We start from the raw sequence: 23654 nt of genomic DNA on the forward strand, positions 1-23654 counted from the left end.
CCCCACCGATACGAACGGGAGCCCCACCGTGCCCTCTCGTACGACTCTGGCAGTCACCACCGCAGCTCTGATCGCCCTCGCCGCCCCCATGGCCTTCGCGGCGCCCGCCCCCTCGCGGGCCGCCGTGCGGGCCGCGGCCTGGGACACCGACCTGACGGCCGCCGCCCACACCGCGAACCCCGGCGCCGTCACCGCGTCCGGCAGTGAGAACGACGCCACCGGACCGGGCGCCGCCGCGGACGGCGACGCCGCCACCCACTGGTCGAGCGACGCCGCCGACGACGCCTGGCTCCGGGTCGACCTCGGCGCCGGCTACCGGATCAGCCAGGTCACCCTGGACTGGGAGGCGTCCTACGGCAAGCAGTACGCCCTGGAGGTGTCGAAGAACGGCACCGACTGGACGACGTTCTACACCGAGGACGCCGGCACCGGCGGCAGCGTCACCGCCCACACCTACCCGCAGGAGGTCACCGGCCGCTACGTCCGGATGCGCGGCATCCAGCGCGCCACCGGAGGCGGCTACGCGCTGTCCGCCTTCAAGGTGTACGGGGGCGAGCCCGCGCCCGCCTCCACCACCCGCACCAACCTGGCCCTGAACCACCCCGCGTACGGCAACCTCTACCAGGACGCGGGCAGTTCACCCGCCTTCGTCACCGACGGCGGCTGGCCGGCCGATCTCAAGGGCGGCCAGTCCCGCTGGTCGAGCGACTGGAACGCCGACCGCTGGGTGAGCGTCGACCTCGGGGCCACCTCCACCATCGACTCGGTCGACCTGTACTGGGAGGCGGCGTACGGCGTCGACTACCGCATCCAGGTGTCCGACGACAACAGCACCTGGCGCACCGTCTACCAGCCCACCGCCGACGAGGTCGCCGCCCGCCGCGCCGACATCAAGGCGCCGGGCGACGCCGCCGGACGCCACGACACCGTCACCCTGCCCACCCCGGCGACCGGCCGCTACGTCCGGATGCTCGGCGTGGAACGGCGCTCCTTCTACAATCCCGCGCCCTCGACCGCCCAGTTCGGCTACTCGCTCTACGAGTTCCAGGTCTGGGGCACCGGCGGCAGCGCGGACGCCGCCTATCCGGCCCTGCCGAAGGACCCCGGCGGCGCGTACAGCACCACGTTCTTCGACGACTTCACGGACTCCGGCCTGGACCGCTCCAAGTGGCGGGTGGTGCGCACGGGCACCGAGATGGGGCCGGTGAACGGTGAGTCGCAGGCCTACGTCGACTCTCCGGACAACATCCGCACCGAGAACGGGGCGCTCGTCCTGGAGTCGAAGTACTGCAAGGGCTGCACGTCCACACCCAACGGCACCTTCGACTTCACCTCCGGCCGGGTCGACACCAACACCAAGTTCGACTTCACCTACGGCAAGGTCAGCGCCAGGATGAAGCTGCCGGTCGGGGACGGCTACTGGCCCGCGTTCTGGATGCTCGGCAGCAACGTCGACGACCCGACGGTCTCCTGGCCCGGCTCCGGCGAGACGGACATCATGGAGAACATCGGCTACGGGGACTGGACCAGCTCCGCGCTGCACGGACCCGGCTACTCCGCCGACGGCAACATCGGCGCGCAGCAGCCCTACGCCGACGGCGGCCGCGCCGACGAGTGGCACACCTACGGCGTCGAGTGGACGCCGGAGGGCATGAGGTTCACCGTCGACGACCGGGTCGTCCAGAAGACCTCCCGGCAGAAGCTGGAGTCCACCCGGGGACAGTGGGTCTTCGACCACAACCAGTACGTGATCCTCAACCTGGCCCTCGGCGGCGCCTACCCGGCCGGCTGGAACAAGGTCACCGAGCCGTACTGGGGCCTGCCGCAGTCCAGCGTCGACCGGGTCGCCCAGGGTGGCGTCAAGGCCGAGATCGACTGGGTCAAGGTCGAGCAGAAGAAGTAGCGCCCGCCGGGCCCGGCCCCACGCAGGCCCGGTGACAGACGCTCCGTCCGGCAGTCCTGCCGGACGGAGCGTCGGACCGTGACCGTTGCCGCGCCCGTGCTCGTGCCCGTGCCCGCGTACGTCCGGGCGTGCAGCCGCTGCCGTGGATCGTCCACGCCACGACGGCACCGGCCCCTACGTCCCCGGCACCCACGGCACCGGCCCCGGGACGCAGTGATGGGCCATGTGGGTTACGTTCGAGGTATGCGGAACAGAACGTTCCCGACCTTTCTGATACCGGCGCTCCTGGCCGGACTGCTGCTGCTCCTGTCGGCGGCCGCCCTGGTCCTGGCGCTCGCCCCGGCTGCCGGTCCCGCCGCGCCCGCCCGGCCCGCGGCCGTGAGCGCGTCCACCGTCGACGATGTGGCGCGGGCGCTGCGCAAGAGCCCGGTGTACGTCGATCCGGCCGCGTCCGCGCAGCTCTCCCGCGGCCAGGCCGCCGCCCTGACGAAGAAGATCAAGGACGCCGACAAGCCGGTCTTCGTGGCCGTGCTCCCGCAGACCTCGGCCTTCCCCGCGTCGAGCGTGCTCAGGACGTTGCGCACCGACACCGGGATCACCGGCGTCTACGCCATCCGGCTCGGCGACGGCTTCAACGCGGGCGCCGACCCGCAGGTGATGTCCGAGCAGGCGGTGCGCAACCTCACCGCCGCCGTGAAGGCACCGGGCGCGGCCCCCGATGCCGCGACCCAGCTGAACGGCTTCGTCGACCGCGCCGTCGAACAGGCCCGGGGCCACGCGCCCGACTCCTGGGGCGGCGGCTCCTCGTCCGGCCGGGGCTCGTCCGCCGCCGGGCTGATCGCGGTCGGCGCGGTGGTGGTCCTCGGCGGCGCGGGCGCCTACACGATCGTCCGCCGCAACCGCGGGCGCAAGGAGGCCGAGGAGCAGGCGGCGCTCGACAAGCTGCGGGTCGTCGTGGACGAGGACATCACGGAGTACGGCGAGACGCTGGACCGGCTGGACTTCCATCCGGCGGAGGCGGGCGCCGACGACTCGATGCGCGCGGACTACGAACGCGCCCTCGACTCCTACGAGAGCGCCAAATCGCGTATGGAGCATGCCCGCCACCCCTCCGACGTGCGCGGGGTGACCCAGGCACTGGAGGACGGGCGCTTCTCGCTCGCCGTCCTCGACGCCCGGCGCACCGGCGCCGAACTGCCCGCACGCCGCCCGCCCTGCTTCTTCGACCCGCGCCACGGCCCCTCGGTGGCCGACGTCCGCTGGTCCCCGTCGGGCGGCGCGGCCCGCGAGGTCCCGGTCTGCGGCGCCGACGAGATCCGGCTGCGCGACGGCGAGGACCCGATGAGCCGCACCGTGGACATGGGCGACGGCAGCCGCCGCCCCTACTGGGAGGCGGGCCCGGCCTACGGCCCCTGGGCGGGCGGCTACTTCGGCGGCGGCCTGCTGCCCGGCCTGCTGGTCGGCACGATGCTCGGCTCGATGCTCTCCACCCCGGCGTACGCGGCGGAGTACGGCGGCGGCGACTTCGGCTCCGGCGGCGACTTCGGCGGCGGCGACTTCTCCGGCTCCGACTTCGACTCCTCGGGCTTCGGCGGCGGCGGGTTCGGAGACGGCGGCGGCGGGGGATTCGGAGACGGGGGCGGATTCGGCAGCGGTGGCGGGGACTTCGGGGGCGGCGGTTTCTAGGGAGCGTCCGCCGATGAGTTCCGGGCGGGCCGGCAGTCTCTGTTTCCGTACACCTGATCCGAAGTACCGAGGAGTGAGCGGCATGCGTGTTGTCATCAGCGAGTTCATCAGCCTGGACGGCGTCGTGCAGGCGCCGGGCGGTGCCGAGGAGGACCGGGACGGCGGCTTCGCGCACGGCGGCTGGTCCCACCCGTTCTTCGACGCGGACGTGGTCGGCGCCTCCTTCAGCGAGGCGGTGGACGGGGCCGTAGCCCTGCTGTTCGGCCGCCGCACCTGGCAGACGATGGCCGCGGCATGGCCCGAGCGGGCCGGTGACCCCTTCGCCGACCGGATGAACAACCTCCAGAAGTACGTGGTGACCGAGACCCTCGGCGACGACGACCTGACGTGGACCAACACCGAACGCATCCCCGGCGAGAAGGCCGCCGCCCGCATCCAGGAGCTTCGGGAGCGGGGCGAGGGCGACCTGCTGGTGATGGGGAGCCCCACGCTCGTACGCGGACTGCTGAGCGAGGGCCTGGTCGACGAACTCCGGCTCGTGATCATGCCGGTGCTGCTGGGCGGCGGGAAGTCGATCTTCCCGGCGGACGGCGGACTGCGCACCCTCGAACTGGTCTCGGCCGTCACCAGCCCCGCGGGCGTCCAGGTGTGCACGTACCGTCCGGCGCCGTAGGGGGAGCGGCCGGGCCTGTCCGGGAGTCCCGGCCGGCGACGGCGTGTTCAGCCGCGGACGGGCAACTGCCGGGCGAAGCGGCGGACGGCGCCGGTGAAGGCGTCCGGGTCGTCGAAGTTCGCGAGGTGCCCGGCCCGAGGGATCAGTTCGACGCGGGCGTTCGGATGCGCGCGGGCGAACTCCCTCTCGCCGGACCGGAAGACGGTGTCCTTCTCGCCGTTCAGGATGAGCACCGGGGCGTCCACATGGCGCATCGCGTCCGCGTCGAAACGGCCCAGCACATCGCCCCAGGCCGCCGGCAGAGTGTGGAAGGCGTAACCGGCGCTGATGGTCGCGGCCACCACGTCGGCGGGGTAGCGCCGACGCAGCAGCCGGTCGTTCCACTGGGTCAGTCTCTCCGTCGGCAGCCGGGGGACGAGCCCGGCGGCCCACCGGTAGGGCGTGGCCCACGCGCCCCGGGTCGAGGCGCTGGCCCCCGCGAGGACCAGCCCACGCAGCAGCTCGGGGCGGCGCCGCGCGAACTCCAGCGCCGTATAGCCGCCGAGCGAGTGCCCGACGACCAGAGCCGGCCCGTGGCCGAGCGAGTCCACTGCCGAGGCGATGATCTCTGTCGCCGCGTCCGGACTCCACGGCTGGGCGGAGCGGGAGCCGTGGCCCGGCAGGTCGACAGCGGCTGCCGGGAATTCCGTACCGAGCGCGGCCAGTTGCGGACTCCACTGCCCCGCGCTGAACCGGGTGCCGTGCACGAAGACGATGGGTGGTGGGCCGGCCGACGTCATGTCTTCTCCGGAACATCGCTCTGTGCGCGCAGGGCCTCGATACCCACGCCGACCATCGTAGGCACACAATCAGCGGTTGTGTGCCGTCCCCGCCGGTTGTTTGCTCTCACCGCCCCTCGGTCGCTTTGATGCCTGGTGGCCGGCGTAGGGCTGTCCGGACCGGCGGGAGGCATGTGGGGCATGGCGGGCAGACGGAAGCTGGGGCGTCGGTTCGGGTGGCTGTGGGCGGCGTACGCGGTCAGTTCGTACGGCACCGGGCTCGGGTTCGGCGCGTTGCCGCTGATCGCGGTGCTCGTCCTGCACAGCGGGCCGACCCAGGTCGCGGCGCTGGCCGCCGCCGGGCGGGCGGTGGGGGCGCTGGTCGCGGTGCCGCTCGGCCCCTGGGTGGAGTTCCGGCACAAGCGGCCGGTGATGATCGCGATGGACCTGATCCGGTTCGCGGCGCTGATGAGCATTCCCGCCGCGTTCGCGCTCGGTCTGCTCGGCTTCGTCCAGCTCCTGCTCGTCTCGGTCGTCGTCGCGGCGGCCGACATCGCCTTCAAGGCGGCGAGCGGTGCCTATCTGAAGGCGCTCGTACCGTCGAAGGACCTGCTCGTCGCGAACGGCCGGTTCGAATCCACGACATGGACCTCGACCATGATCGGGCCGCCGCTCGGCGGGGCCGCGATCGGACTGTTCGGCCCGGTGACGACCGTGGTCGCCGACGCGGTCAGCTATCTGCTCTCGGCGCTCGGTATCCGTGCCATCGGCGGAACGGAACCCGGCCCCGCGCGAACGGCCGCGCCCCGGCTGCGGGCCGGTGATCTGCTCGACGGCTGGCGCTACCTCCTCGCCCACCCCACGCTGCGCCCGCTGCTCCTCAACTCGATCGTGGTCAACGGCCTGATCATGGCCTCCGCGCCGATCCTGGCCGTGCTCCTGCTCGGCCCCCTCGGCTTCGCCCCCTGGCAGTACGGTCTCGTGTTCGCGGCCCCCTGCGTCGGGGGCCTCGTCGGCTCACGGCTCGCGCACCCGCTGGCGGCGCGGTTCGGCCGGCACCGGATGATGACCGCCTCCGGGGCGCTGCGCGCCTGCTGGCCCGTCGGACTCGCGTTCGTCGGGCCCGGCGTCCCCGGAATGGCGCTCATCATCCTCGTCCAGCTCGGCCTGGTGACCTGCTGCGCCCTGTTCAATCCGCTGCTGGCCACCTACCGGCTCGACCACACCGAACCCGACCGGGTGGCGCGCACTCTGTCCGCCTGGTCGATCAGCAGCAGCGCCGCCATCGCGGCCATGACCGCGCTGTGGGGACTGCTGGCCGCCGTCACGAGCCCGCGCATCGCGATCGCCGTCGCCGGGATCGTCCTGCTGGCCACCCCGCTGCTGCTGCCCCGCCGCGAGAGCGCCCCCGGGCCGGCACCCGCCGACGCCGGGGAAGCCGTCGACCGGGTCTGAGGGCGGCCGGGTCCGAGGGCGGCAGCTCAGACGGGCTCGTCGCCGTGCGCGAAGAAGCTGATCACTTCCTCGATCGTGGGGTTGGCCGGGGCCTGTGCCTCCGCCGCGCCGACCTCGGCACTGCGGGGGAACATCACCCGCTCGTACGCGCCGAGCGCGGCCTCGACGTCGTCGGGGTGCGCGGCGAGGGCCGCTCCGAGTTCGGCGCCGTCCAGCATGGCGAGGTTGGCGCCCTCGCCGTTCGGCGGGATGAGGTGGGCGGCGTCACCGACCAGGGTGACTCCCGGCACCCGCTCCCACCGGTGCCCGACCGGCAGCGTGTGGTGGGGGCGCACGACCGGCGCGGTGTCGCTGTCGGTGATCAGGGCGGTGAGCTCGGGGGCCCAGCCGGCGAACTCCTGGGCGATCCGCCGGGTGGCCGCGGCGGTGTCGGTGAAGTCGATCGCGGTGAACCAGGACTGCGGCTCGGTCAGCATCGCGTACGTGTGGAGCGTCGCACCGCTCTCCCGGTGGGCGGCGAGCTGGATCCTGCCCGGCTCTATCGCGAACATCGACCCGCCGCCGACCGCCTTCGCGGCAGCGGCGTGCCGCTCGTCGGCGTCGAACAGGTAGGTCTCGACGAACGACATGCCCGTGTACACGGGTACGTCGTCGGAGACCAGCGGACGGACCCGCGACCAGGCCCCGTCCGCACCGACCAGCAGGCCCGTGACGACGGTGGAGCCGTCGGCGAAGGTCACCTCGTGGCGCCCCTCGGCCAGGCTCCGGACACCGCTCACCTTGTGGCCCCACCGGACGGTGCCGTCCGGGAGCGCGTCGAGCAGCAGCTGCCGCAACTCGCCGCGCTGTACCTCGGGGCGTCCGCCGGTGCCGTCGTCGGGCTGGTCGAGCAGGACGTTCCCCTCCCGGTCGAGCGCCCGCATCGCCTGGCGGCCCTCCAGGACGATGGAGCGGAACTCGTCCATCAGTCCGGCCGCCCGCACCGCCAACTGGCCGTTGTAGTCGTGGATGTCGAGCATCCCGCCCTGGGTGCGGGCCGTCGGTGAGGCCTCCGCCTCGTAGACGGTGGACGGGATGCCGTGGACGTGCAGGACGCGGGCGAGCGTGAGGCCGCCGAGTCCGGCGCCGATGATCGTGACATGAGTGGTCATGCCGACTCCAAGCCGGTCGCAGGCCTGCCGGACGGGCTCCGACAGGCTCTGCCCCAAGCGTCCGGGCCTCCGGCGACAGGCCGCCGACACCGCACCGACACCACCCTGCCCGCGCCGACAGGCGGCCGACACGGGGTGGGGCCGCGGCCCCGGAGGGAAGGCCACCAGGAGGTTTGCCGCTTCGGCAAGGATCTTTGCCGTGTGGCGTGGAAGCGCGCACCATCGTCCGCAGATGGAGGTGTTTCGCATGAGCGACATGACGACGCGGACGACACGGACGACGCAGACGTACGACGTAGTGGTGATCGGCGGCGGTGCCGCCGGGCTGAGCGGGGCCCTGGCGCTGTCCAGGGCCAGGCGTTCGGTGCTGGTGATCGACGCGGGCAGCCCGCGCAACGCACCCGCGTCCCACGCGCACAACTACCTGGGGCGCGAGGGCCTGCCGCCGGCCGAGCTGCTGGCCGTCGGCCGGGAGGAGGCCGCCGGGTACGGGGCCGAGATCGTCGAGGGTTCGGCCGTGACGGCGCAGAGGCTGCCGGGCGGGGCGGGCTTCCGGGTCGTACGGGATGACGGGAGCGCCGTCACCGCGCGCCGCCTCCTCGTCACGACCGGGCTCGTCGACGAACTGCCGCCGGTCCCCGGCCTGGCGGAGCGGTGGGGCCAGGACGTGCTGCACTGCCCGTACTGCCACGGCTGGGAGGTGCGGGACGCCCCGATCGGCATCCTGGCCACGAGCCCGATGGCCGTGCACCAGGCGCTGCTCTGGAGGCAGTGGAGCGACGACGTCACCCTCTTCCTGCACCAAGCACCCGAGCCCGCGGACGAGGAGTACGAGCAGCTCGCCGCCCGGGGCATCGCCGTGGTGGACGGGGAGGTGACCGGGATCGAGGCGAGCGGGGACCGGCTCACCGGGGTGCGGCTGGCCGGCGGCCGGGTCGTGCCGCGCGAGGCCGTGGTGGTCCAGCCGCGCTTCACCGCGAGGTCCGGGGTGCTGGACGGCCTCGGGCTGTACCCCACCGCGCTGGAGGTGGGCGGTCACACCGTCGGTACGTACATCGCGTCCGATCCGGCCGGGGCGACCGAGGTGCCCGGGGTCTGGGTCGCCGGTAACGTCACCAACCTGATGGAGCAGGTCATCGGCGCCGCCGCGGCCGGGCTGAAGGCGGCCTCCGCCATCAACGCGGACCTGGTGGGCGCGGACACCCGCCGCGCGGTCGAGGCCCGCCGCGCACCCTTCTCGGCGCAGGCCGAGCGCCAGGTCTGCGAGAAGACGCTCGGAGACCGCCGTCACGGACTGCTGGAGACACGATGACAACCGACAGCACGCCGACCCCGACCGACGCGGAACTCTGGGACGAGCGCTACCGCGAGAGCACCCGGATCTGGAGCGGGAACCCCAACACCGCGCTCGTCCGCGAGGTGGAGGGGCTGGCGCCGGGGCGCGCCCTGGACCTCGGCTGTGGTGAAGGGGCCGACGCGGTCTGGCTCGCGCGGTGGGGCTGGCAGGTCACCGCCACGGACATCTCGCGCGTCGCGCTGGAGCGGGCCGCGGAACACGCCGCGGAGGCGGGGGTGCGGGAGCTGGTCGACTGGCAGTTCCACGACCTCGGGGTCTCGTTCCCCGAGGGGGAGTACGACCTGGTCACCGCCTCGTTCCTGCACTCGATGGGCGACCTGCCGCGTGAGGCGATCCTGCGGCGGGCCGCCTCGGCCGTCGCGCCCGGCGGGGTGCTCCTGATCGTCGGGCACGCGGGCTTCCCGGCGTGGGAGCACAACCACGCGGACATGGAACTCCCCACCACCGACGAGGTGCTGGCATCCCTCGAACTCCCGGCGGGGGAGTGGGACGTGCTGGTCAGCGAGGAGCACGAGCGGGTGCAGAACGACCCGGACGGAAACCCCACCACCCGTACCGACAACGCTCTGAAGGTCCGCCGCCACGCGTCCGGCATACAGGACGGGAGCTGACCTATACGGGTTCTAGGGTCGTTCCTGACGGCGGAACAGGAACGACCGAAGGCGGAGACCATGAACGTCAATGAGCCGGACACCCGCGACGCGGCCGCAGCTTCCCTCACTGGCGAGCGCGCCGATCTGCTGGAGGCGCTGGCCAAGCAGCGGCACTTCCTGCGCTTCACCACCCGCGACCTCACCGACGAGCAGGCCGGGCTGCGGCCCACGGCGAGCGAGGTGTGCCTGGGCGGTCTGATCAAGCACGTCACCGGGGTCGAGCGGGGCTGGGCCGGCTTCATGGTGGAGGGGGCCTCGGTCATGCCGGACTTCACCGCCATGACCGAGGCCGACTGGGCCCGCCGGGCGGACGAATTCCGGATGCTGCCGGGCGAGACGCTGGAAGGCGTGCTGGCCGATTACGAGAAGGAGGCGGGCCGGACCGACGAACTGGTCGCCACCCTGCCCGACCTGGGCGCCACCCATGCGCTGCCGAAGGCTCCCTGGTTCGAGGCGGACGCGCGGTGGTCGGTCCGCCGGGTGCTGATGCACATCATCGCGGAGACCGCTCAGCACGCCGGGCACGCCGACATCATCCGTGAGTCGCTGGACGGCGCGAAGAGCATGGGCTGACCCGGGCGGTCGGGTGAGGCCGCAGCGGTGGCCGTTACCACCGCTGCGGCCCGGCCGTTGAGGCGATCATGAATACTCGACGCCTGACCAGCGCGCTCGGCACCCTCGCCGCCACCGCCCTGCTCGCACTCTCGGTGCCCGCCACCTCTGCCCACGCCGCCGAGTGCGGGGTCCGCTCCGACGGCCGGCTGTACTGCGGCAACGCCGTGGGTGCGAAGGGATACGCGGACCGTTCCTACCGTTCGGCGACCCGTGGCACGCTCACCACCGGGTTCAACTGGTTCGCCTGCTGGGGCCACGGCGACCCGCACCAGGGCCAGAACGACATCTGGTACTGGACCCAGCTCGACAACGGCCAGTGGGGCAACGTCCCCGCCGTCTCCCTGAAGACCGGCGTGGACCCGGCCCCCGGCCTCCGCGAGTGCTGACGCGGTAGCGGGCCCGTAGCGCCGGACCCGGCCGTGTCAGCCGACAGCACCTGAGTCCTGATGCGTGGCCGGGTCCGGCCGCGACCTGCTCGCGGAGACCGCGGCATCGACGAACGAGGCGACGAGCGGCCGCTGGTCGATCCGTGACCACGCCACGACCATCCGGCTGGGCGGCGCGTCGGCCACCGGCTTGTACACCAGCCCCGGGTGGACGGGTTCGACGGACGAGCGCGGCAGGACCGCGATCGTCCGGCCGAGCATGATCAGCTGAGTCATCTGTGCCACGTCCGCGATCTCGGGGCCGCTGCCGCCGATGACTCCTTCTCCGCTGTTGGGCACGCCCTTCCAGCGCGGCAGTGTCTCGCCCGCCAGATCGGCCATCCGCAGCTCCTCGCGACCGGCCAGCCGGTGCCCGCGCGGCAGGATCGCGACGCGCCCTTCGAGGAACAGGGCCCTGTGGTCCAACCCCGTCAGATCGTCGAACGGCGTGTACAGCAGCGCCAGATCGGCCCGGCCGTCGCGCACATGGTCGGCCCGGTCGGTGGCGCCGCCGAACAGGACGTCCACCCTGCCGGCGCCCGGTCTGCGGGCGTACGCGGCGAGGATCCCCGACAGCAGGTTCGCGTCGCCGCCCGGTTTGATCACCAGCCGCAGATGGGCCTCGGGCGCACCCGCCCGGCGGGCTCCCTCGGCCGCCGCGCTCACCGCGTTGAGCGCGTGGCGGCCGTGATGCAGGAGCGCCTGGCCGGCCGGCGTCAGCGAGACCCGGCGACTGGAGCGGGTGAGCAGCTGGACCCCGAGCCGCGACTCCAGGCGCTGGACCGCCTTCGACAGCGCCGGCTGGGCGATGGACAGGCGCTCGGCGGCCCGGCCGAAATGCAGCTCCTCGGCCACCGCGACGAAGTACTCGATCTCACGCGTCTCCAGGTCAGCCATGCCCACAGGTTATCGTTCGAGGCCCGATCGGTCTTGGACTCCGCACCGGGTGCCGGGGTTGGATTGAACTCATGATTGACCACACGATGATCGTCTCGTTCAACGAACCCGTCCGGGACGCGGAGCTGGATCAGTTCCTGAAGGACATCGAACAGCTCATGCGCGACTCCGGGCAGATCAAGTCGTTCTCGGCGGAGCACCACATCCGCGTGCCCGCCGATGAGCACAGCCCCGTGTTCGCCGCCACCGCGATCGTGCGGTTCGGTTTCGCCGACCTCGACGCGCTCAACGCCTCGTTCTCGGCCCCCGGGGCCGAGGAACTCATCCGGCGCTGGCAGGCCCGGTACCCGTACCGGGTCGTCTGGGCCAACCACCAGCCGCTCTGACGCGGCCGCGCCCGCCGTCCGCTCCTCACGGGGAGCGGACGGCGGGCGCCCGGCGTGCTGCGGGATCAGGCCTGCGGTGCGGCGGCCTTGATCGCGGAGATGTCGAAGTTCAGCTTCACCTTGTCGCTGACCATCACGCCGCCGGTCTCCAGCGCCGCGTTCCAGGTCAGGCCCCAGTCGGAGCGCAGGATCTCCGTGCCGCCCTCGAAGCCGACGCGCTCGTTGCCGTACACGTCGGTCGCGGAGCCGTTGAACTCCAGGTCGATGGCGAGCGGGCGGGTGACGTCCTTGATGGTGAGGTCGCCGGTGACGCGGTACTTGTCGCCGCCGAGCTGGTCGGCGGAGGTCGAGCGGAACGTCATGAGGGGGAACTTCTCGGCGTCGAAGAAGTCGCCGCTGACCAGGTGCCCGTCGCGGTCCGCGATGCCGGTGTCCACGCTGGCGATCTTGACGTCGATCGAGACGGCGGAGCCGGCCGGGTTGCTGCCGTCCAGCTTCAGGCTGCCCTCGTGCTCACCGAAGGAGCCGCGCACATTGGTGACCATCGCGTGGCGCACGGTGAAGCCGATGCTGCTGTGGGACGGGTCGATCGTGTAGTCGCCGGTGAGGGCGGCCAGGGCCGGGTCGACGGCGGCGGCGGCGGTCGTGGTGCTCGCGGTGTCGTTGGACTTGCGGTTGAACAGAGCCATGGCTCCTCCTCGGGACGTGATCGAGCGGGGCTCGACGTGATTGTTTAACCTTCAACGAGATCGACTGTAACCCCATCTAGTTCAAAGTTCAACATCAAGGGTCCGGGTCTGTCCGTGCGGCGCCACGCATTCACGCGACCGTCACCCCACGCCCTCTGGCGGACGCGCGTAGAACTCGGGCACTATCTCCCTGCCCCCACGTTGTCATGCACAGGAGGAGTCCCCATGGTGTCCCGTATGACGCTGCGCCCCGTCCTGACCGTTCTCGCCCTTGTCCTCGGAGTCCTCTTCGCCCCCGGAATCGGTGTCGTCTCCGGTGCGACGGACGCCTTCGCCGTCAGCAAGCTCACCCACAGCCAGGCGACCGCCAGATTCAGCTCGTCCGGCGTCACCTGGTCGTCCTCCGGCGGCTGCTCCAACCGGAACGTCGCCACCTGTACCTCGTTCGACCAGCTCAACCTGGAGAGCGCCCAGGGGGCCCAGACCCTCAAGAGCGCCACGGGCTGCGCGCTCAACATCACCGGCGGCACCGAGACCGGGCACGCCAGTGGCACGTACTCGCACTGGAACGGCTACAAGCTCGACTTCGGCAAGACCACCTGTCTCACCAACTACGTGCACGGCGTGTTCAGTTACATCGGCCTGCGCGGTGACGGCGCGCCCCAGTACCAGTCCGGCTCCGGCAACGTCTACGCGGACGAGGGCAACCACTGGGACGTGACGTACTACAACTGCGGCGGCTGCTGACGCGCTCCGGTCCGCCCCGCGCAGAAGGCGCCCCCGCCCAACTCCCGGGCGGGGGCGCCTTCATGCGCGGGGCGGCGGTGGTCAGCCCGCCGCCTCCAGGGCTCGTCGGGCCTGTGCGACGACCTCGGGGTCCGTGACGAAGTGGGTGTCCTGCTCGGCCGACGCTCCGCCCGCGCCGAGCGGTATCCAGCTGCCGCCGGCGCGGCGCGGCGCGCGGGTCTTGGCGGAGAGGTGGACGGCGGCGACACCGGCCGAGGCCAGCGCCGGGATGTCGGCGAGGCGCACGCCGCCGCCGGCCATCACCTGCACCCCGGGCGCGGCGGCGACCATCGCGCCGATCACCGCCAGCCCGTCGGCTGCGGCCGGAGCGCCGCCAGAGGTGAGGACCCGGGTCAGACCGAGGGAGGGCAGCAGCGCGGCGGTGGCCACCGGGTCCGCTGACTGGTCGACGGCCCGGTGCAGGGTCACCTCCACCGGGCGGCCCGAGGTGCGGGCCGCTTCGGCGAGCCGGGCGACCGCGACCGTGTCCAGGGCGCCGTCGGCGGTGAGCGCGCCGATGACCACTCCGGCGGCGCCGGAGGCGATGACGGACCGCACCTCGGCGGCCATGAGCGCGATCTCCTCCGCGTCATGGACGAAGTCACCGGCCCGGCATCGGACCAGCACCTGCACCGGCAGCCCCTCGGCCGCGACCGCCTCGACCAGCGCGGCCGACGGGGTCAGTCCGCCCAGCTCCAGCGCGGTGCAGAGCTCGACCCGGTCGGCGCCGTTCTCCCTGGCGGCGCGGGCGCCCGCCGCTGAGGTGACGGCGATCTCCAGGGCGGGGCGGGCGCTCACTCGTCGTCCCCGGTCAGCGGCTGGTCGGAGGCGGGGATGACGCGGGCCGACAGGTCCGGGTCCGCCATCTCCCGGTCGAACGGGAACATCGGGCGGCGGATGCGGTGGTGGCCCAGGCGCACCAGGTCCTGGTCCACACCGCCGGGGGTGAGCGCCATCTTCCAGCCGACCGACATGTCGAAGAGTTCGGGCTCCAGGTAGCCGATCTTCACGATCACGACGTCGGCGCCCCGCGGGTCGAGGCCGAGGCCGGTGAAGTCGGCCTCGTGGTGGTAGGGCTTACGGAGCTCCGTGAGGATCGCGTACACACTGCCCACCCGGATCACGACCTCGGTCCGGGCGTCGCGGTCGCCGTGCCGGACGGAGTGCACCGTGCCGGTCAGGGTGACCGGGCCCGCGTGCCGGTCGTCCACCTCCGCCCCGGCGGTGACCGTGACGGTGGCGCCGACCCCGGCGGCGACGGCCGTCGCGACGGCGGCCGGGCCCGGCACCGAGGCGTAGATGACGACCGGGCCGTCGTCCTCCCGGAACTCCGGGCGGGCCAGCAGCCGGGTCAGCCCCCAGGTCATGTCACCGGAACCCCCGGCGGTCGGGTTGTCCCCGGTGTCGCTGATGAAGTAGGGGCGCTGGTCCGAGCCCAGGGCCTCGTCCAGGATTCCGTCGAAGGTGCCGGTCGGGGCGACGAAGTCGAAGTCGTCCCGGGCCTTCCAGAAGCCCTCGGCCAGGCGCTCCGCACCGGCGGACACGGCGGCCCGGTCGGTGCCGGTGACCACCACCGCGGCGCGGTTGCGGGGTTCGTCGGCCCAGGCGTAGCCGACCCAGATCGCGGCGTCGGTCACGCCGTCCATGGCCTCGACGTCGTCCACCGCCGCGTACACGCTCCTGGCCGGCTCGATCCGGGTGGAGGTCTGCTCGCCCGCCAGCAGCACCGGTACCGGCACCCAGGCCTTGACCGGACGGGGCGCGCCGGAGGCCAGCAGCTCCACCAGGTTGCGGACGGCCCGCTCCTTGGTCTCCATGTGGTCCTCGTGCGGGGCCATCCGGTAGCAGGTGATCAGGTCGCTGCCGTGGACGAGCTCGCGGGAGACGTTGCCGTGCAGGTCCATCGAGGTGGAGACGATGACGTCGGGGCCGACGGTGGCGCGGATGCGGTCCAGCAGAACCGCCTCGGCGTCGTCGATGCCCTCCACGGTCATCGCGCCGTGGATGTCGTACCAGAGGCCGTCCGGGCGGGGCAGCGCGGCGAGCCGTTCGATCAGCTCGTCGGTCAGCTCGGTCCAGGCGGCGGCGGTGACGGTGCCGCCCGGCAGCGACTTGCCGACCAGGGCGCCGTGCCAGTCGGCCGCCTCGCGCAGTTCCTCACCGGCGGCCAGGAAGGGGTAGCGGTCCAGCACCTCGGTGCCGCGCGAGGGGTGGAAGGCGGCGGCCCCGGTCCGGGCGGGGGAGAAGGTGGAGGACTCGATGCCGAGCCCTGCGATGGCGATGACCGGGCGGGATGCTGCGGTGCGGGATTGCGACATGGCTCCTCGTAGGGGTCGGGTGTCAGAGGTGACGGGGGGCGAGAGTGCCGAACCGTTCGGCTCCGCCCACCTCGTGCAGGGCCTGGGCCAGGGCGCGTTGCAGGGCGAACTGCCCGGCGCCGACCAGTCCGGCGTCGGCGCCGAGCCTGGTCCGCTCGATGGTGAGGTGCTCGGTGACGAGCGGGTGGCAGCTCTCGTAGAGACGGCTGCGCACCGCGGCGACGAACTGTTCCAGGGTGGAGAGGATGCCGCCGAGGTAGACGGCGTCCGGGTTGAAGAAGTTGACGTTGGCGGCCAGCACCTGGCCCAGGTAGTCGCCGGCCCTGCGGACCGTGCGGGTGGCCAGCGGATCGCCGTCCAGGGCCAGTCGCGCCACGTCCTCCGTGCTGTTCACGTCCGCCCCGCGCTCGCGCAGGATGCGGACCAGCGCGGCGCCGGAGGCCACGGTTTCCAGGCAGCCGGTGTTGCCACAGGAGCAGGGGATACCGGCGCCCGCGTCGATCCGGATGTGGGTGATGTCCCCGGCGGCGCCGGTCGCGCCGCGGTAGAGGCGGCCCTCGGCCATCACGCCCGCTCCGATCGCGGACCCGATCTTCACCATGATCGTCTGGGCGTTCCCGTCGAGCCGGACGGTGTGTTCGCCGACCGCCATGCAGTTGGCGTCGTTGTCCACGGCCGCCGGGACCCCGAAGCGCTCCTCCAGCCAGGCGGCGACCGGGAAGCGGTTCCAGCCGGGCATCCGTGAGGGCCGCACGACAGACCCGGAGGCGATGTCCACGGGGCCGGGCAGCGAGAGCCCGACCCCGCGCAGGCGGCCGGGTCCGCGCTGTTCCGCCAGCGCTTCCAGGGCTTCGGCCAGCCGGGGCAGGGCCGCCTCCGGCCCGTCGGCGATCAGGAAGGGGACTGTCGAGACGTCGGTCAGGCCGCCGCCCGGAAGCACCACGCCGATCCTGGCGTGCCGGCCGCCGAGGTCGGCGGCGACGGCGAACTCGTCGCGGCTCCCGATCCTCAGCACCTTGCGGGGGCGTCCACCGGTGGAGGACTGGGTGCCCTCCTCCGCGACCAGACCGCGGTCCACCAGGTGCCCCACGGCGAGGGAGACGGTGGAGGCGGCGGCCCCGAGGCGTGCGGCGAGTTCGGTACGTGACGTCGCCTCGCCCGATGCGATCAGTTCCAGAACACGCACGGCGAGGGACGGGGTCCCTTTCGTGGCCTTGCGGTCCCACGTACTTATTCCAGTCATGTACAAAGTTACTTCCGCAACGGGGTATGTGGCGAAGACGATACGCCCGCACTTCGCACAGGGGAACAGTCCCTTGAAGGAAGTCCGTCACCCGTAAAATCCCCTATATCACCACAAGCTATCCCAAGTTGTCGGGCTAAATGGGGCAAGAGGGCTTTCGTCGAAAGTGCAGTAACTTACTTGTTATTAATTCTTGTTTGTTTCTTCGGCAATGGCGGCGTTAGCTGTCGTGAACGCAGCGCCGACCCCCCTTGAGCGGCTGCGGGCCCTTTCACTCCGAGGAGAGTCATGATCCTTACCCGCACGGCGAACAGCCGCCGCTGGGCCCTCACCGCGGGCGTCGCCACCACGGCGGCCGTTCTGCTGTCCGGCTGTTCCGGCGGGGGCACGACCTCGTCCGGCGCCGGCTCGAAGGACAGCATCAACTACGCGCTGCCGGCGAACTTCACGCCGAACTGGATCCTCCCGGTCGGCACCGCCTCCCACCTGAACACCAACAACGCCTCGATATCCCAGTCCCTCTGGGAGCCGCTGATCGCGTACGACGGCTCCACCGGCAAGGTCGGCTGGAACAAGAACAACTCGCTGGCCACCGGCGCCGACTTCGCGAAGGACAGCAAGAGCGTCAAGATCACCCTCGGCGACCGGCACTGGAGCGACGGCGAGAAGATCACCTCGCGCGACGTGCAGTTCTGGTTCAACCTGGTCAAGGCGAACAGGGAGGACTGGGCCAGCTACAGCCCGGGCAAGGCGCCGGACAACTGGACCTCGCTGAAGATCGTGGACGACACGCACTTCACGATCACGTTCGACAAGGCGTACAACACGCAGTGGATGCTCGCCAACGAGCTGAGCATGATCCGCCCGATGCCGCAGCACGTCTGGGACAAGACCAGCGACGCGGGCAAGGTGTCCGACCTCGACCTCACCCCCGCGGGCGCCAAGAAGGTCTGGGCGTACCTCAACACCGCCGCCAAGAAGATCTCCGGTTACGCCACCGACCCGCTCTGGAAGACGGTCAGCGGCCCGTACACCATCAAGTCGTTCTCGACGGCGGGCAAGGTGCAGCTCCTCGCCAACGCCAAGTACGACGGCGGCGGCAAGGCCAACATCAAGACGGTGAACCTGCTCCCGTTCACCACCGCGGACGCCGAGGAGAACGCACTCCGGGCCGGCACGGTCGACTACGGCTACATCAACGCCACCAACCTCAGCCAGGAAGCGTCCTTCACCGCCAAGGGCTACACCCTCAAGCCGTGGGCCGGCTGGGCGATCACGTACATGCCGTACAACTTCAACAACCCCACCATGGGCCCGGTCTTCAAGCAGCTCTACGCCCGCCAGGCGATCCAGATGTCGGTGGACCAGGCGACCCTCTCCAAGGTGATCTTCAACGGCACCGCCGTCTCGACCTACGGCCCCGTTCCGCAGGGTCAGACCTCCGCCTTCGTCTCCGCGAAGCAGAAGAACAACCCGTACCCCTTCTCCACCGCCAAGGCGAAGAAGCTGCTCACCGACCACGGCTGGACCCAGCAGGGCTCCACCATGGTCTGCACCCACCCGGGCAGCGGCGACGACCAGTGCGGCGCCGGGGTCGACAAGGGCACGAAGTTCCAGATGCAGGTGCTGTCGCAGTCCGGCTCGACCGTGACCGACAACCTGATGAGCGCCCTCCAGTCGTCCTTCGCCAAGTCCGGCATCGGCTTCGGCATCAAGACCGCGCCGGTCAACTCGGTTCTCGCGCAGGCCGGCCAGTGCAAGGCCGGCGATTCCGGCTGCAAGTGGCAGCTCTCCTTCTTCGGCAGCGCCGGCAGCTGGTACTTCCCGGCCTACCCGAGCGGTGACTCCCTCTTCGCCACCGGCGGCGCCTCCAACTTCGGCAGCTACACCAACCCCGCCGTGGACAAGCTGATCGGCGAGACCACCACCGACTCCTCGCCCGCCGCCATGCAGAAGTACAGCGCCGCCCTGGCCGAGGACCTTCCGGTGGTCTGGCTGCCGGAACCCGACTACCAGGTCTCCGTGGTCAAGAGCGGCCTCGGCGGCTTCGCCCAGGACTCGCTGGCCAACTTCCACCCCGCCATGTGGAAGTGGACCAACAAGTAAGCCCGGTTGGCGACCATGCGCACCACTGAGCCGAAGCGACCGGAATACACATGAGCACTTCCTCTTACCTGATCAGGCGGGTCCTCCAGGCCGTCGTGGTGATCGTCATCGTGACGATCGTGGTCTTCGGTCTGCTGCACGCCCTGCCCGGGGGTCCCGCACGCGGGATCCTCGGCCCGCAGGCCACCCCGCAGCAGATCACGTCCTTCAACCACGAACAGGGCCTCGACAAGCCGCTGCCCGTGCAGTACTTCTACTACCTGAACCAGCTGCTGCACGGCGACTTCGGGACCTCGTACACCCTCAACGAGCCGGTCTCCCAGCTCATCACCGAGCGGCTGCCGAAGACCCTGCTGCTCACCGTCCTGTCGGCGGTCGTCGGCCTGGTGCTGGCGATCCCGCTGGGCATGTGGCAGGCCATGCGGCGCAACAAGCCGGCGGACTACGTCATCACCACGCTGAGCTTCATCGCCTACTCCACGCCCGTGTACTTCCTCGGGCTGATCCTGGTGCTGGTGTTCAGCCAGACGCTGCCGTGGTTCCCCTCCCAGGCACCACAGGGCGACACGCTCGCCCAGGTGATCTCCGATCCGCAGGCACTCGTCCTGCCGGTGGTCGCGGGCGCCGCCTCGATGATCGCGGTGTTCAGCCGCTACATGCGGGCGGCCACCCTGGAGAACCTCTCAGAGGACTACGTCAGGACGGCGCGGGCCGGCGGTACCCGCTCCCGCGCCCTCCTGTGGCGCCATGTGTTCCGCAACTCGCTGACGCCCGTGGTCGCCATGCTCGGGTACTACGTGCCGGTGCTGTTCGGCGGTGCGCTGGTGGTTGAGCAGCTCTTCAACTACCCGGGCATGGGGCTGCTCTTCTGGACCGCCGCCCAGTCCTCCGACTACCCGGTGCTCCTGGGCTGCGTGCTCGTCATCGCGGTCGCCACGGTGACCGGCACGCTCCTCGCCGACATCGTCCAGCGTGTCATCGACCCCCGAGTGAAGGCAGGCCGGGCATGAGCGCCGTCATCCAGCCGGGCCAGGTGCCCGCCACGGCCACCGCCCCCGCGGCGTCGGGCTCCCGCCTCGCGCTGCGCCGCTTCCGCCGCAACCGGCTCGCCGTGGTCGGGCTCGGCGTGGTGGCCTTCTTCTTCCTGTTCTGCTTCGTCGGTCCGCTGGTGTACTCCACCGACCAGACCCACACGATGCTCCAGCAGGTCAACCTCGCGCCCAGCGGCTCGCACTGGCTGGGCACCGACGCCGTCGGCCACGACGTAGTGGGCCGGCTCATGTACGGCGGCAAGGTGTCGCTGATCGTCGGTCTCGCCGCAGGCGTGCTGGCCACCGTCATCGGCACCCTGTGGGGCGCCGTCGCCGGCTACGCGGGCGGCTGGGTCGACGCGGTCATGATGCGGGTCGTGGACGCGGGGATCGCCATCCCGGCGCTCTTCATCCTGCTGGTGGTCTCCGCGATCACCACCCCGGACCTGACGGGAATGATCGTCATCCTGGGCTTCGTCTCCTGGCTGGTGCCCTCGCGCCTGATCAGGGCGGAGACGCTGAGCCTGAAGAACCGCGACTACGTGCTGACGCTGAGGGCGATCGGCGGGACGCACGGCCGGGCGATCATCCGGCACATCCTCCCGAACTCCGTCTCGACCATCATCGTCGCGGCCACCTTCCAGATCGCCGACGCCATCCTGCTCATCGCCTACGTCTCCTACCTGGGCCTGGGCGTCCAGCCGCCGGCCACCGACTGGGGCGGCATGCTGTCGGCCGGTCTCACCGCCGCGTACTCCGGCTACTGGTGGCTCATCATTCCGCCGGGCCTGGCCATCATCCTGGTGGTGTGGGCGTTCAACGCGATCGGGGACGGGCTCCGCGACGCATTCGACGTGAGGGGACGCGGATGACCGTCACCAAGGGTCCCGCCGCATCGCCGGCCGGACCGATTCTCGAACTCGACGACCTCGGCGTCGTCTTCACCACGGAGACCGGTGAGGTGCCGGCCGTGCGGGGCGTCTCCCTGCACGTCGGACCCGGCGAGACGCTCGCCCTGGTCGGCGAGTCGGGCTCCGGCAAGTCGACCATCGCGCTGGCCGCGATGGGCCTGCTGACCGGCAACGCCCGTGCCACCGGCAGCGCCGTCATCGCGGGCACCCAGGTGGTCGGCGCCCGCGAGAGCGACCTCGCGTCGCTGCGCGGACGGACCGCCTCCATGGTGTTCCAGGAGCCGGCCACCGCGCTGGACCCGCTGACCCGGGTCGGCAGGCAGATCGCCGAGGTGATCCGCAACCACCGCGAGATGTCCCCCAAGGACGCCGCCGCGGAGGCCGTCGGGCTCCTGCGCAAGGTCGGCATCCCCGAACCTGAGAAGCGGGCCACGGCCTACCCCTTCCAGCTCTCCGGCGGGCAGCGCCAGCGCGTGGTCATCGCGATGGCCATCGCCAACAGCCCCGCCCTGCTGATCGCCGACGAGCCGACCACCGCGCTGGACGTCACGGTGCAGGCCGAGATCCTCGACCTGCTGCGCCGGCTCGCCGCGGAGACCGGCACCGGCGTCCTGCTGGTCACCCACAACATGGGCGTCGTCGCCGACTTCGCGGACCGGGTCGCCGTGATGTACCGGGGCGAGATCGTGGAGACCGGACCGGTCGAGGACGTGCTCCTGCGGCCGTCCCACGACTACACCCGCCGCCTGCTGGCCGCCGTGCCCCGGCTGTCCGTGGCCGAGGCGGGACAGTCGGCCCCGGCCGCCTCCACCGCGGCCCCGGACGCCGAGCCGGTGGCCGAACTCCGCGACGTCCGCGTGGACTTCGGCCGGGGCAAGAACGCCGTGCGGGCGCTGGACGGTGTCTCCTTCGCCGTGCACCCGGGCCAGACCCTGGGGCTGGTGGGCGAGTCGGGTTCCGGCAAGTCCACCGCCTCCCGGGTCGCGCTCGGGCTGATCGCGCCGACTTCCGGCACGGTCTCCCTGTTCGGCACCGACCTGGGGCGCGTCCGCTCCCGCGCCCGCCGCGCCCTGCGGGCCGGCATCGGCGTGGTCCTCCAGGACCCGGTCGCGTCGCTGGACGCCCGGATGACGGTCGGCGAGTGCGTCGCCGAGCCGCTCAGGGTCCACCACCGGGGCATCTCCGCCAAGGACCGCCGGAGCAAGGTGGCCGCCATCCTCGACCGCGTCCGGCTGCCGCGCGAGGTCGCGGACCGGGCGCCCCGGGAGCTGTCCGGCGGTCAGCGCCAGCGGGTGAGCCTGGCCCGTGCGCTGGTCCTTGAGCCCCGGCTGCTGGTCGCCGACGAACCCACCAGCGCGCTCGACGTGAGCGTGCAGCAGGCCGTACTGGAAGTGATCTCCGAGCTCCAGGACGAGTTGGGCTTCGCCTGCCTCTTCGTCTCCCACGACCTGGCCGTCGTCCAGCACTTCGCGCAGCGCGTCGTGGTGCTGCGGGGCGGCCGGATCCAGGAGCAGGGCCCCACCGGGGCGACCCTCCTGCACCCGGAGACCGACTACACGCGCGGCCTGCTGGCCGCCGTACCGGTGCCTGACCCGGTGATCCAGCGCGGCCGCAGGGCCGAGCGCCTGGCCGCCCTCTCGGCCGGCCGGACGGAGGACCGGGCATGAACCCGTACGACCGCAGGCTCTTCGCCGGCGTGGACATCGGCGGCACCACCACACAGGTGGTCCTGTGCGACGACGAACTGACCGTCCTGGACCGGGCCGAGACCGCCACCCCGGCGGCGCACGGCGGCCCGGCCATGATCACGGCGGCGCTGGACGCGCTGACCCCGCTGCTGGAGCGCACCCACGGGCGGCTCACCGGCTGCGGGGTCGGCGCCGCCGGCGTCGTGGACTCCGGCACCGGTCACATCCTGGTGGCCAGCGACTCCTTCACCGGCTGGGCGGGTTTCGGGGTGACGGACGCCGTCGAGGACGCGCTGGGAGTCCCGGCCTTCCTGGACAACGACGTCAACGCCTTCCTGTACGGGGAGACGTCGGGCGGCGCGGTCCGGGACGAGCCGGATGTCCTCGGGATCACCCTCGGCACCGGCGTCGGCGGCGCGTTGTGGAGCGGTGGCAGGCTGTTCACCGGCCCGCACGGCGCGGCCGGCGAGATCGGGCACATCCCCGGCTTCGGCGACCTGCTCTGCTCGTGCGGCGGGCGGGGACATCTGGAGACCCTGGCCGCCGGCCGCTCCATCGGCACCCGCTACACGGAGCGCACCGGCCGACGGCTGACCGCCCGCGAGGTCGCGGGGGCGGCGGAGCGCGGTGACGAGGACGCCCTCGCGGTGTACCGGGCCGCCGGCTCCGGCATCGCGCGGGCCATCGTGATGACGGCGGGCGTCGTCGACATCACGACGGTGGTCGTCGGCGGCGGGGTCAGCCACGCCTGGCCGCTGCTGGGCCCGGTCATCGACGCGTCGCTGGCCGCGGAACCGCCGGTGAGCGGTCACCCCGTCCGGCTGGTCCGGTCCGGCCTGGGCGCCGACGCCGTACCGGTCGGCGCCGCGGCACGGGCCCGGCGGGAACTCGCGGTGGGTTCGCCGGTCTGAGGCCCCCGGCCG

Annotated in this window: 22 protein-coding genes; 15 read left to right on the top strand and 7 right to left on the bottom strand. The window is 71.9% G+C overall.

Annotation, left to right across the window (positions count from 1 at the left end):
* Window positions 1-28 precede the first annotated feature (28 nt).
* From OG892_RS29090 to OG892_RS29100, 3 genes are all read left to right on the top strand, one after another.
* A complete protein-coding gene (locus OG892_RS29090) occupies window positions 29-1903 on the top strand; it encodes a discoidin domain-containing protein (protein WP_371630679.1) in 1875 nt (624 codons plus the stop codon).
* A gap of 243 nt (window positions 1904-2146) precedes the next feature.
* Window positions 2147-3589, top strand: coding sequence for a hypothetical protein (locus OG892_RS29095; RefSeq protein ID WP_371630680.1), 1443 nt, complete (start codon window positions 2147-2149; stop codon window positions 3587-3589).
* 82 nt (window positions 3590-3671) lie between these two features.
* Complete coding sequence (locus OG892_RS29100) at window positions 3672-4262, top strand: dihydrofolate reductase family protein (RefSeq protein WP_371630681.1); 591 nt, start codon at window positions 3672-3674, stop codon at window positions 4260-4262.
* A gap of 47 nt (window positions 4263-4309) precedes the next feature.
* Here the strand turns inward: OG892_RS29100 and OG892_RS29105 are convergent, their stop codons facing one another.
* Complete coding sequence (locus OG892_RS29105; RefSeq protein ID WP_371630682.1) at window positions 4310-5041, bottom strand: alpha/beta fold hydrolase; 732 nt, start codon at window positions 5039-5041, stop codon at window positions 4310-4312.
* Window positions 5042-5221: 180 nt separating this feature from the next.
* Between OG892_RS29105 and OG892_RS29110 the strand changes: the two genes are divergently transcribed.
* On the top strand, window positions 5222-6475 hold the full coding sequence (locus tag OG892_RS29110; RefSeq protein ID WP_371630683.1) for an MFS transporter: 1254 nt from the start codon (window positions 5222-5224) through the stop codon (window positions 6473-6475).
* Between the two features lie 26 nt (window positions 6476-6501).
* Here the strand turns inward: OG892_RS29110 and OG892_RS29115 are convergent, their stop codons facing one another.
* On the bottom strand, window positions 6502-7626 hold the full coding sequence (locus OG892_RS29115; RefSeq protein WP_371630684.1) for an FAD-dependent oxidoreductase: 1125 nt from the start codon (window positions 7624-7626) through the stop codon (window positions 6502-6504).
* Between the two features lie 247 nt (window positions 7627-7873).
* Here OG892_RS29115 and OG892_RS29120 point away from each other — a divergent pair, with 247 nt between their 5' ends.
* The 4 genes from OG892_RS29120 (at window position 7874) to OG892_RS29135 (ending at window position 10637) form a co-directional block, all read left to right on the top strand.
* The gene (locus OG892_RS29120) at window positions 7874-8938 is read left to right on the top strand and encodes an NAD(P)/FAD-dependent oxidoreductase (protein ID WP_371630685.1); all 1065 of its coding nucleotides are present in this window, start codon (window positions 7874-7876) and stop codon (window positions 8936-8938) included.
* The gene (locus OG892_RS29125) at window positions 8935-9594 is read left to right on the top strand and encodes a bifunctional 2-polyprenyl-6-hydroxyphenol methylase/3-demethylubiquinol 3-O-methyltransferase UbiG (protein ID WP_073738700.1); all 660 of its coding nucleotides are present in this window, start codon (window positions 8935-8937) and stop codon (window positions 9592-9594) included. The genes OG892_RS29120 and OG892_RS29125 overlap by 4 nt, the downstream gene beginning before the upstream one ends.
* A 60-nt stretch (window positions 9595-9654) precedes the next feature.
* Window positions 9655-10209, top strand: coding sequence for a DinB family protein (locus OG892_RS29130; protein ID WP_328865291.1), 555 nt, complete (start codon window positions 9655-9657; stop codon window positions 10207-10209).
* 68 nt (window positions 10210-10277) lie between these two features.
* A complete protein-coding gene (locus tag OG892_RS29135) occupies window positions 10278-10637 on the top strand; it encodes a hypothetical protein (RefSeq protein WP_242436880.1) in 360 nt (119 codons plus the stop codon).
* Between the two features lie 36 nt (window positions 10638-10673).
* Here OG892_RS29135 and OG892_RS29140 read toward each other — a convergent pair whose 3' ends face one another.
* The gene (locus OG892_RS29140; RefSeq protein ID WP_371630686.1) at window positions 10674-11573 is read right to left on the bottom strand and encodes a LysR family transcriptional regulator; all 900 of its coding nucleotides are present in this window, start codon (window positions 11571-11573) and stop codon (window positions 10674-10676) included.
* A 71-nt stretch (window positions 11574-11644) separates the two neighbouring features.
* Here OG892_RS29140 and OG892_RS29145 point away from each other — a divergent pair, with 71 nt between their 5' ends.
* Entirely contained in the window at window positions 11645-11959 is a 315-nt protein-coding gene (locus OG892_RS29145) for a hypothetical protein (protein WP_371630687.1), read from the top strand.
* A 65-nt stretch (window positions 11960-12024) separates the two neighbouring features.
* On the opposite strand, the gene OG892_RS29150 is transcribed toward OG892_RS29145, so the two are convergent.
* On the bottom strand, window positions 12025-12648 hold the full coding sequence (locus OG892_RS29150) for a YceI family protein (protein WP_371630688.1): 624 nt from the start codon (window positions 12646-12648) through the stop codon (window positions 12025-12027).
* A 225-nt stretch (window positions 12649-12873) separates the two neighbouring features.
* Between OG892_RS29150 and OG892_RS29155 the strand changes: the two genes are divergently transcribed.
* Window positions 12874-13395: a hypothetical protein gene (locus tag OG892_RS29155; RefSeq protein ID WP_073738705.1), complete on the top strand. Its 522-nt coding sequence runs from the start codon at window positions 12874-12876 to the stop codon at window positions 13393-13395.
* Window positions 13396-13476: 81 nt separating this feature from the next.
* On the opposite strand, the gene OG892_RS29160 is transcribed toward OG892_RS29155, so the two are convergent.
* Genes OG892_RS29160 through OG892_RS29170 form a run of 3 tightly spaced genes read right to left on the bottom strand, consistent with a single transcriptional unit; the run spans window position 13477 to window position 16995 of the window.
* Window positions 13477-14232, bottom strand: coding sequence for a copper homeostasis protein CutC (locus OG892_RS29160; RefSeq protein WP_371630689.1), 756 nt, complete (start codon window positions 14230-14232; stop codon window positions 13477-13479).
* Complete coding sequence (locus tag OG892_RS29165; RefSeq protein ID WP_327339207.1) at window positions 14229-15752, bottom strand: M81 family metallopeptidase; 1524 nt, start codon at window positions 15750-15752, stop codon at window positions 14229-14231. Before OG892_RS29165 ends, OG892_RS29160 begins: the two co-directional genes overlap by 4 nt.
* A 22-nt stretch (window positions 15753-15774) precedes the next feature.
* Window positions 15775-16995: an ROK family transcriptional regulator gene (locus OG892_RS29170; protein WP_199884532.1), complete on the bottom strand. Its 1221-nt coding sequence runs from the start codon at window positions 16993-16995 to the stop codon at window positions 15775-15777.
* Between the two features lie 288 nt (window positions 16996-17283).
* On the opposite strand from OG892_RS29170, the gene OG892_RS29175 reads away from it, so the two are divergent.
* The 5 genes from OG892_RS29175 to OG892_RS29195 are packed head-to-tail and all read left to right on the top strand — an operon-like array spanning window position 17284 to window position 23642.
* A complete protein-coding gene (locus OG892_RS29175) occupies window positions 17284-19101 on the top strand; it encodes a peptide ABC transporter substrate-binding protein (protein ID WP_073738709.1) in 1818 nt (605 codons plus the stop codon).
* 50 nt (window positions 19102-19151) lie between these two features.
* Window positions 19152-20111: an ABC transporter permease gene (locus OG892_RS29180; RefSeq protein ID WP_073738710.1), complete on the top strand. Its 960-nt coding sequence runs from the start codon at window positions 19152-19154 to the stop codon at window positions 20109-20111.
* Window positions 20108-21004 (top strand): ABC transporter permease, encoded by an 897-nt coding sequence (locus OG892_RS29185; RefSeq protein ID WP_073738711.1) that lies wholly within the window; start codon window positions 20108-20110, stop codon window positions 21002-21004. The genes OG892_RS29180 and OG892_RS29185 overlap by 4 nt, the downstream gene beginning before the upstream one ends.
* The gene (locus OG892_RS29190) at window positions 21001-22710 is read left to right on the top strand and encodes a dipeptide ABC transporter ATP-binding protein (protein WP_371630690.1); all 1710 of its coding nucleotides are present in this window, start codon (window positions 21001-21003) and stop codon (window positions 22708-22710) included. Before OG892_RS29185 ends, OG892_RS29190 begins: the two co-directional genes overlap by 4 nt.
* Window positions 22707-23642 carry an ROK family protein gene (locus OG892_RS29195; RefSeq protein WP_328865288.1) on the top strand — a complete coding sequence of 312 codons (936 nt, stop codon included), beginning with the start codon at window positions 22707-22709 and terminating at the stop codon, window positions 23640-23642. The genes OG892_RS29190 and OG892_RS29195 overlap by 4 nt, the downstream gene beginning before the upstream one ends.
* Window positions 23643-23654 lie beyond the last annotated feature (12 nt).

This window comes from Streptomyces sp. NBC_00341, from assembly GCF_041435055.1.
Lineage (GTDB): Bacteria > Actinomycetota > Actinomycetes > Streptomycetales > Streptomycetaceae > Streptomyces.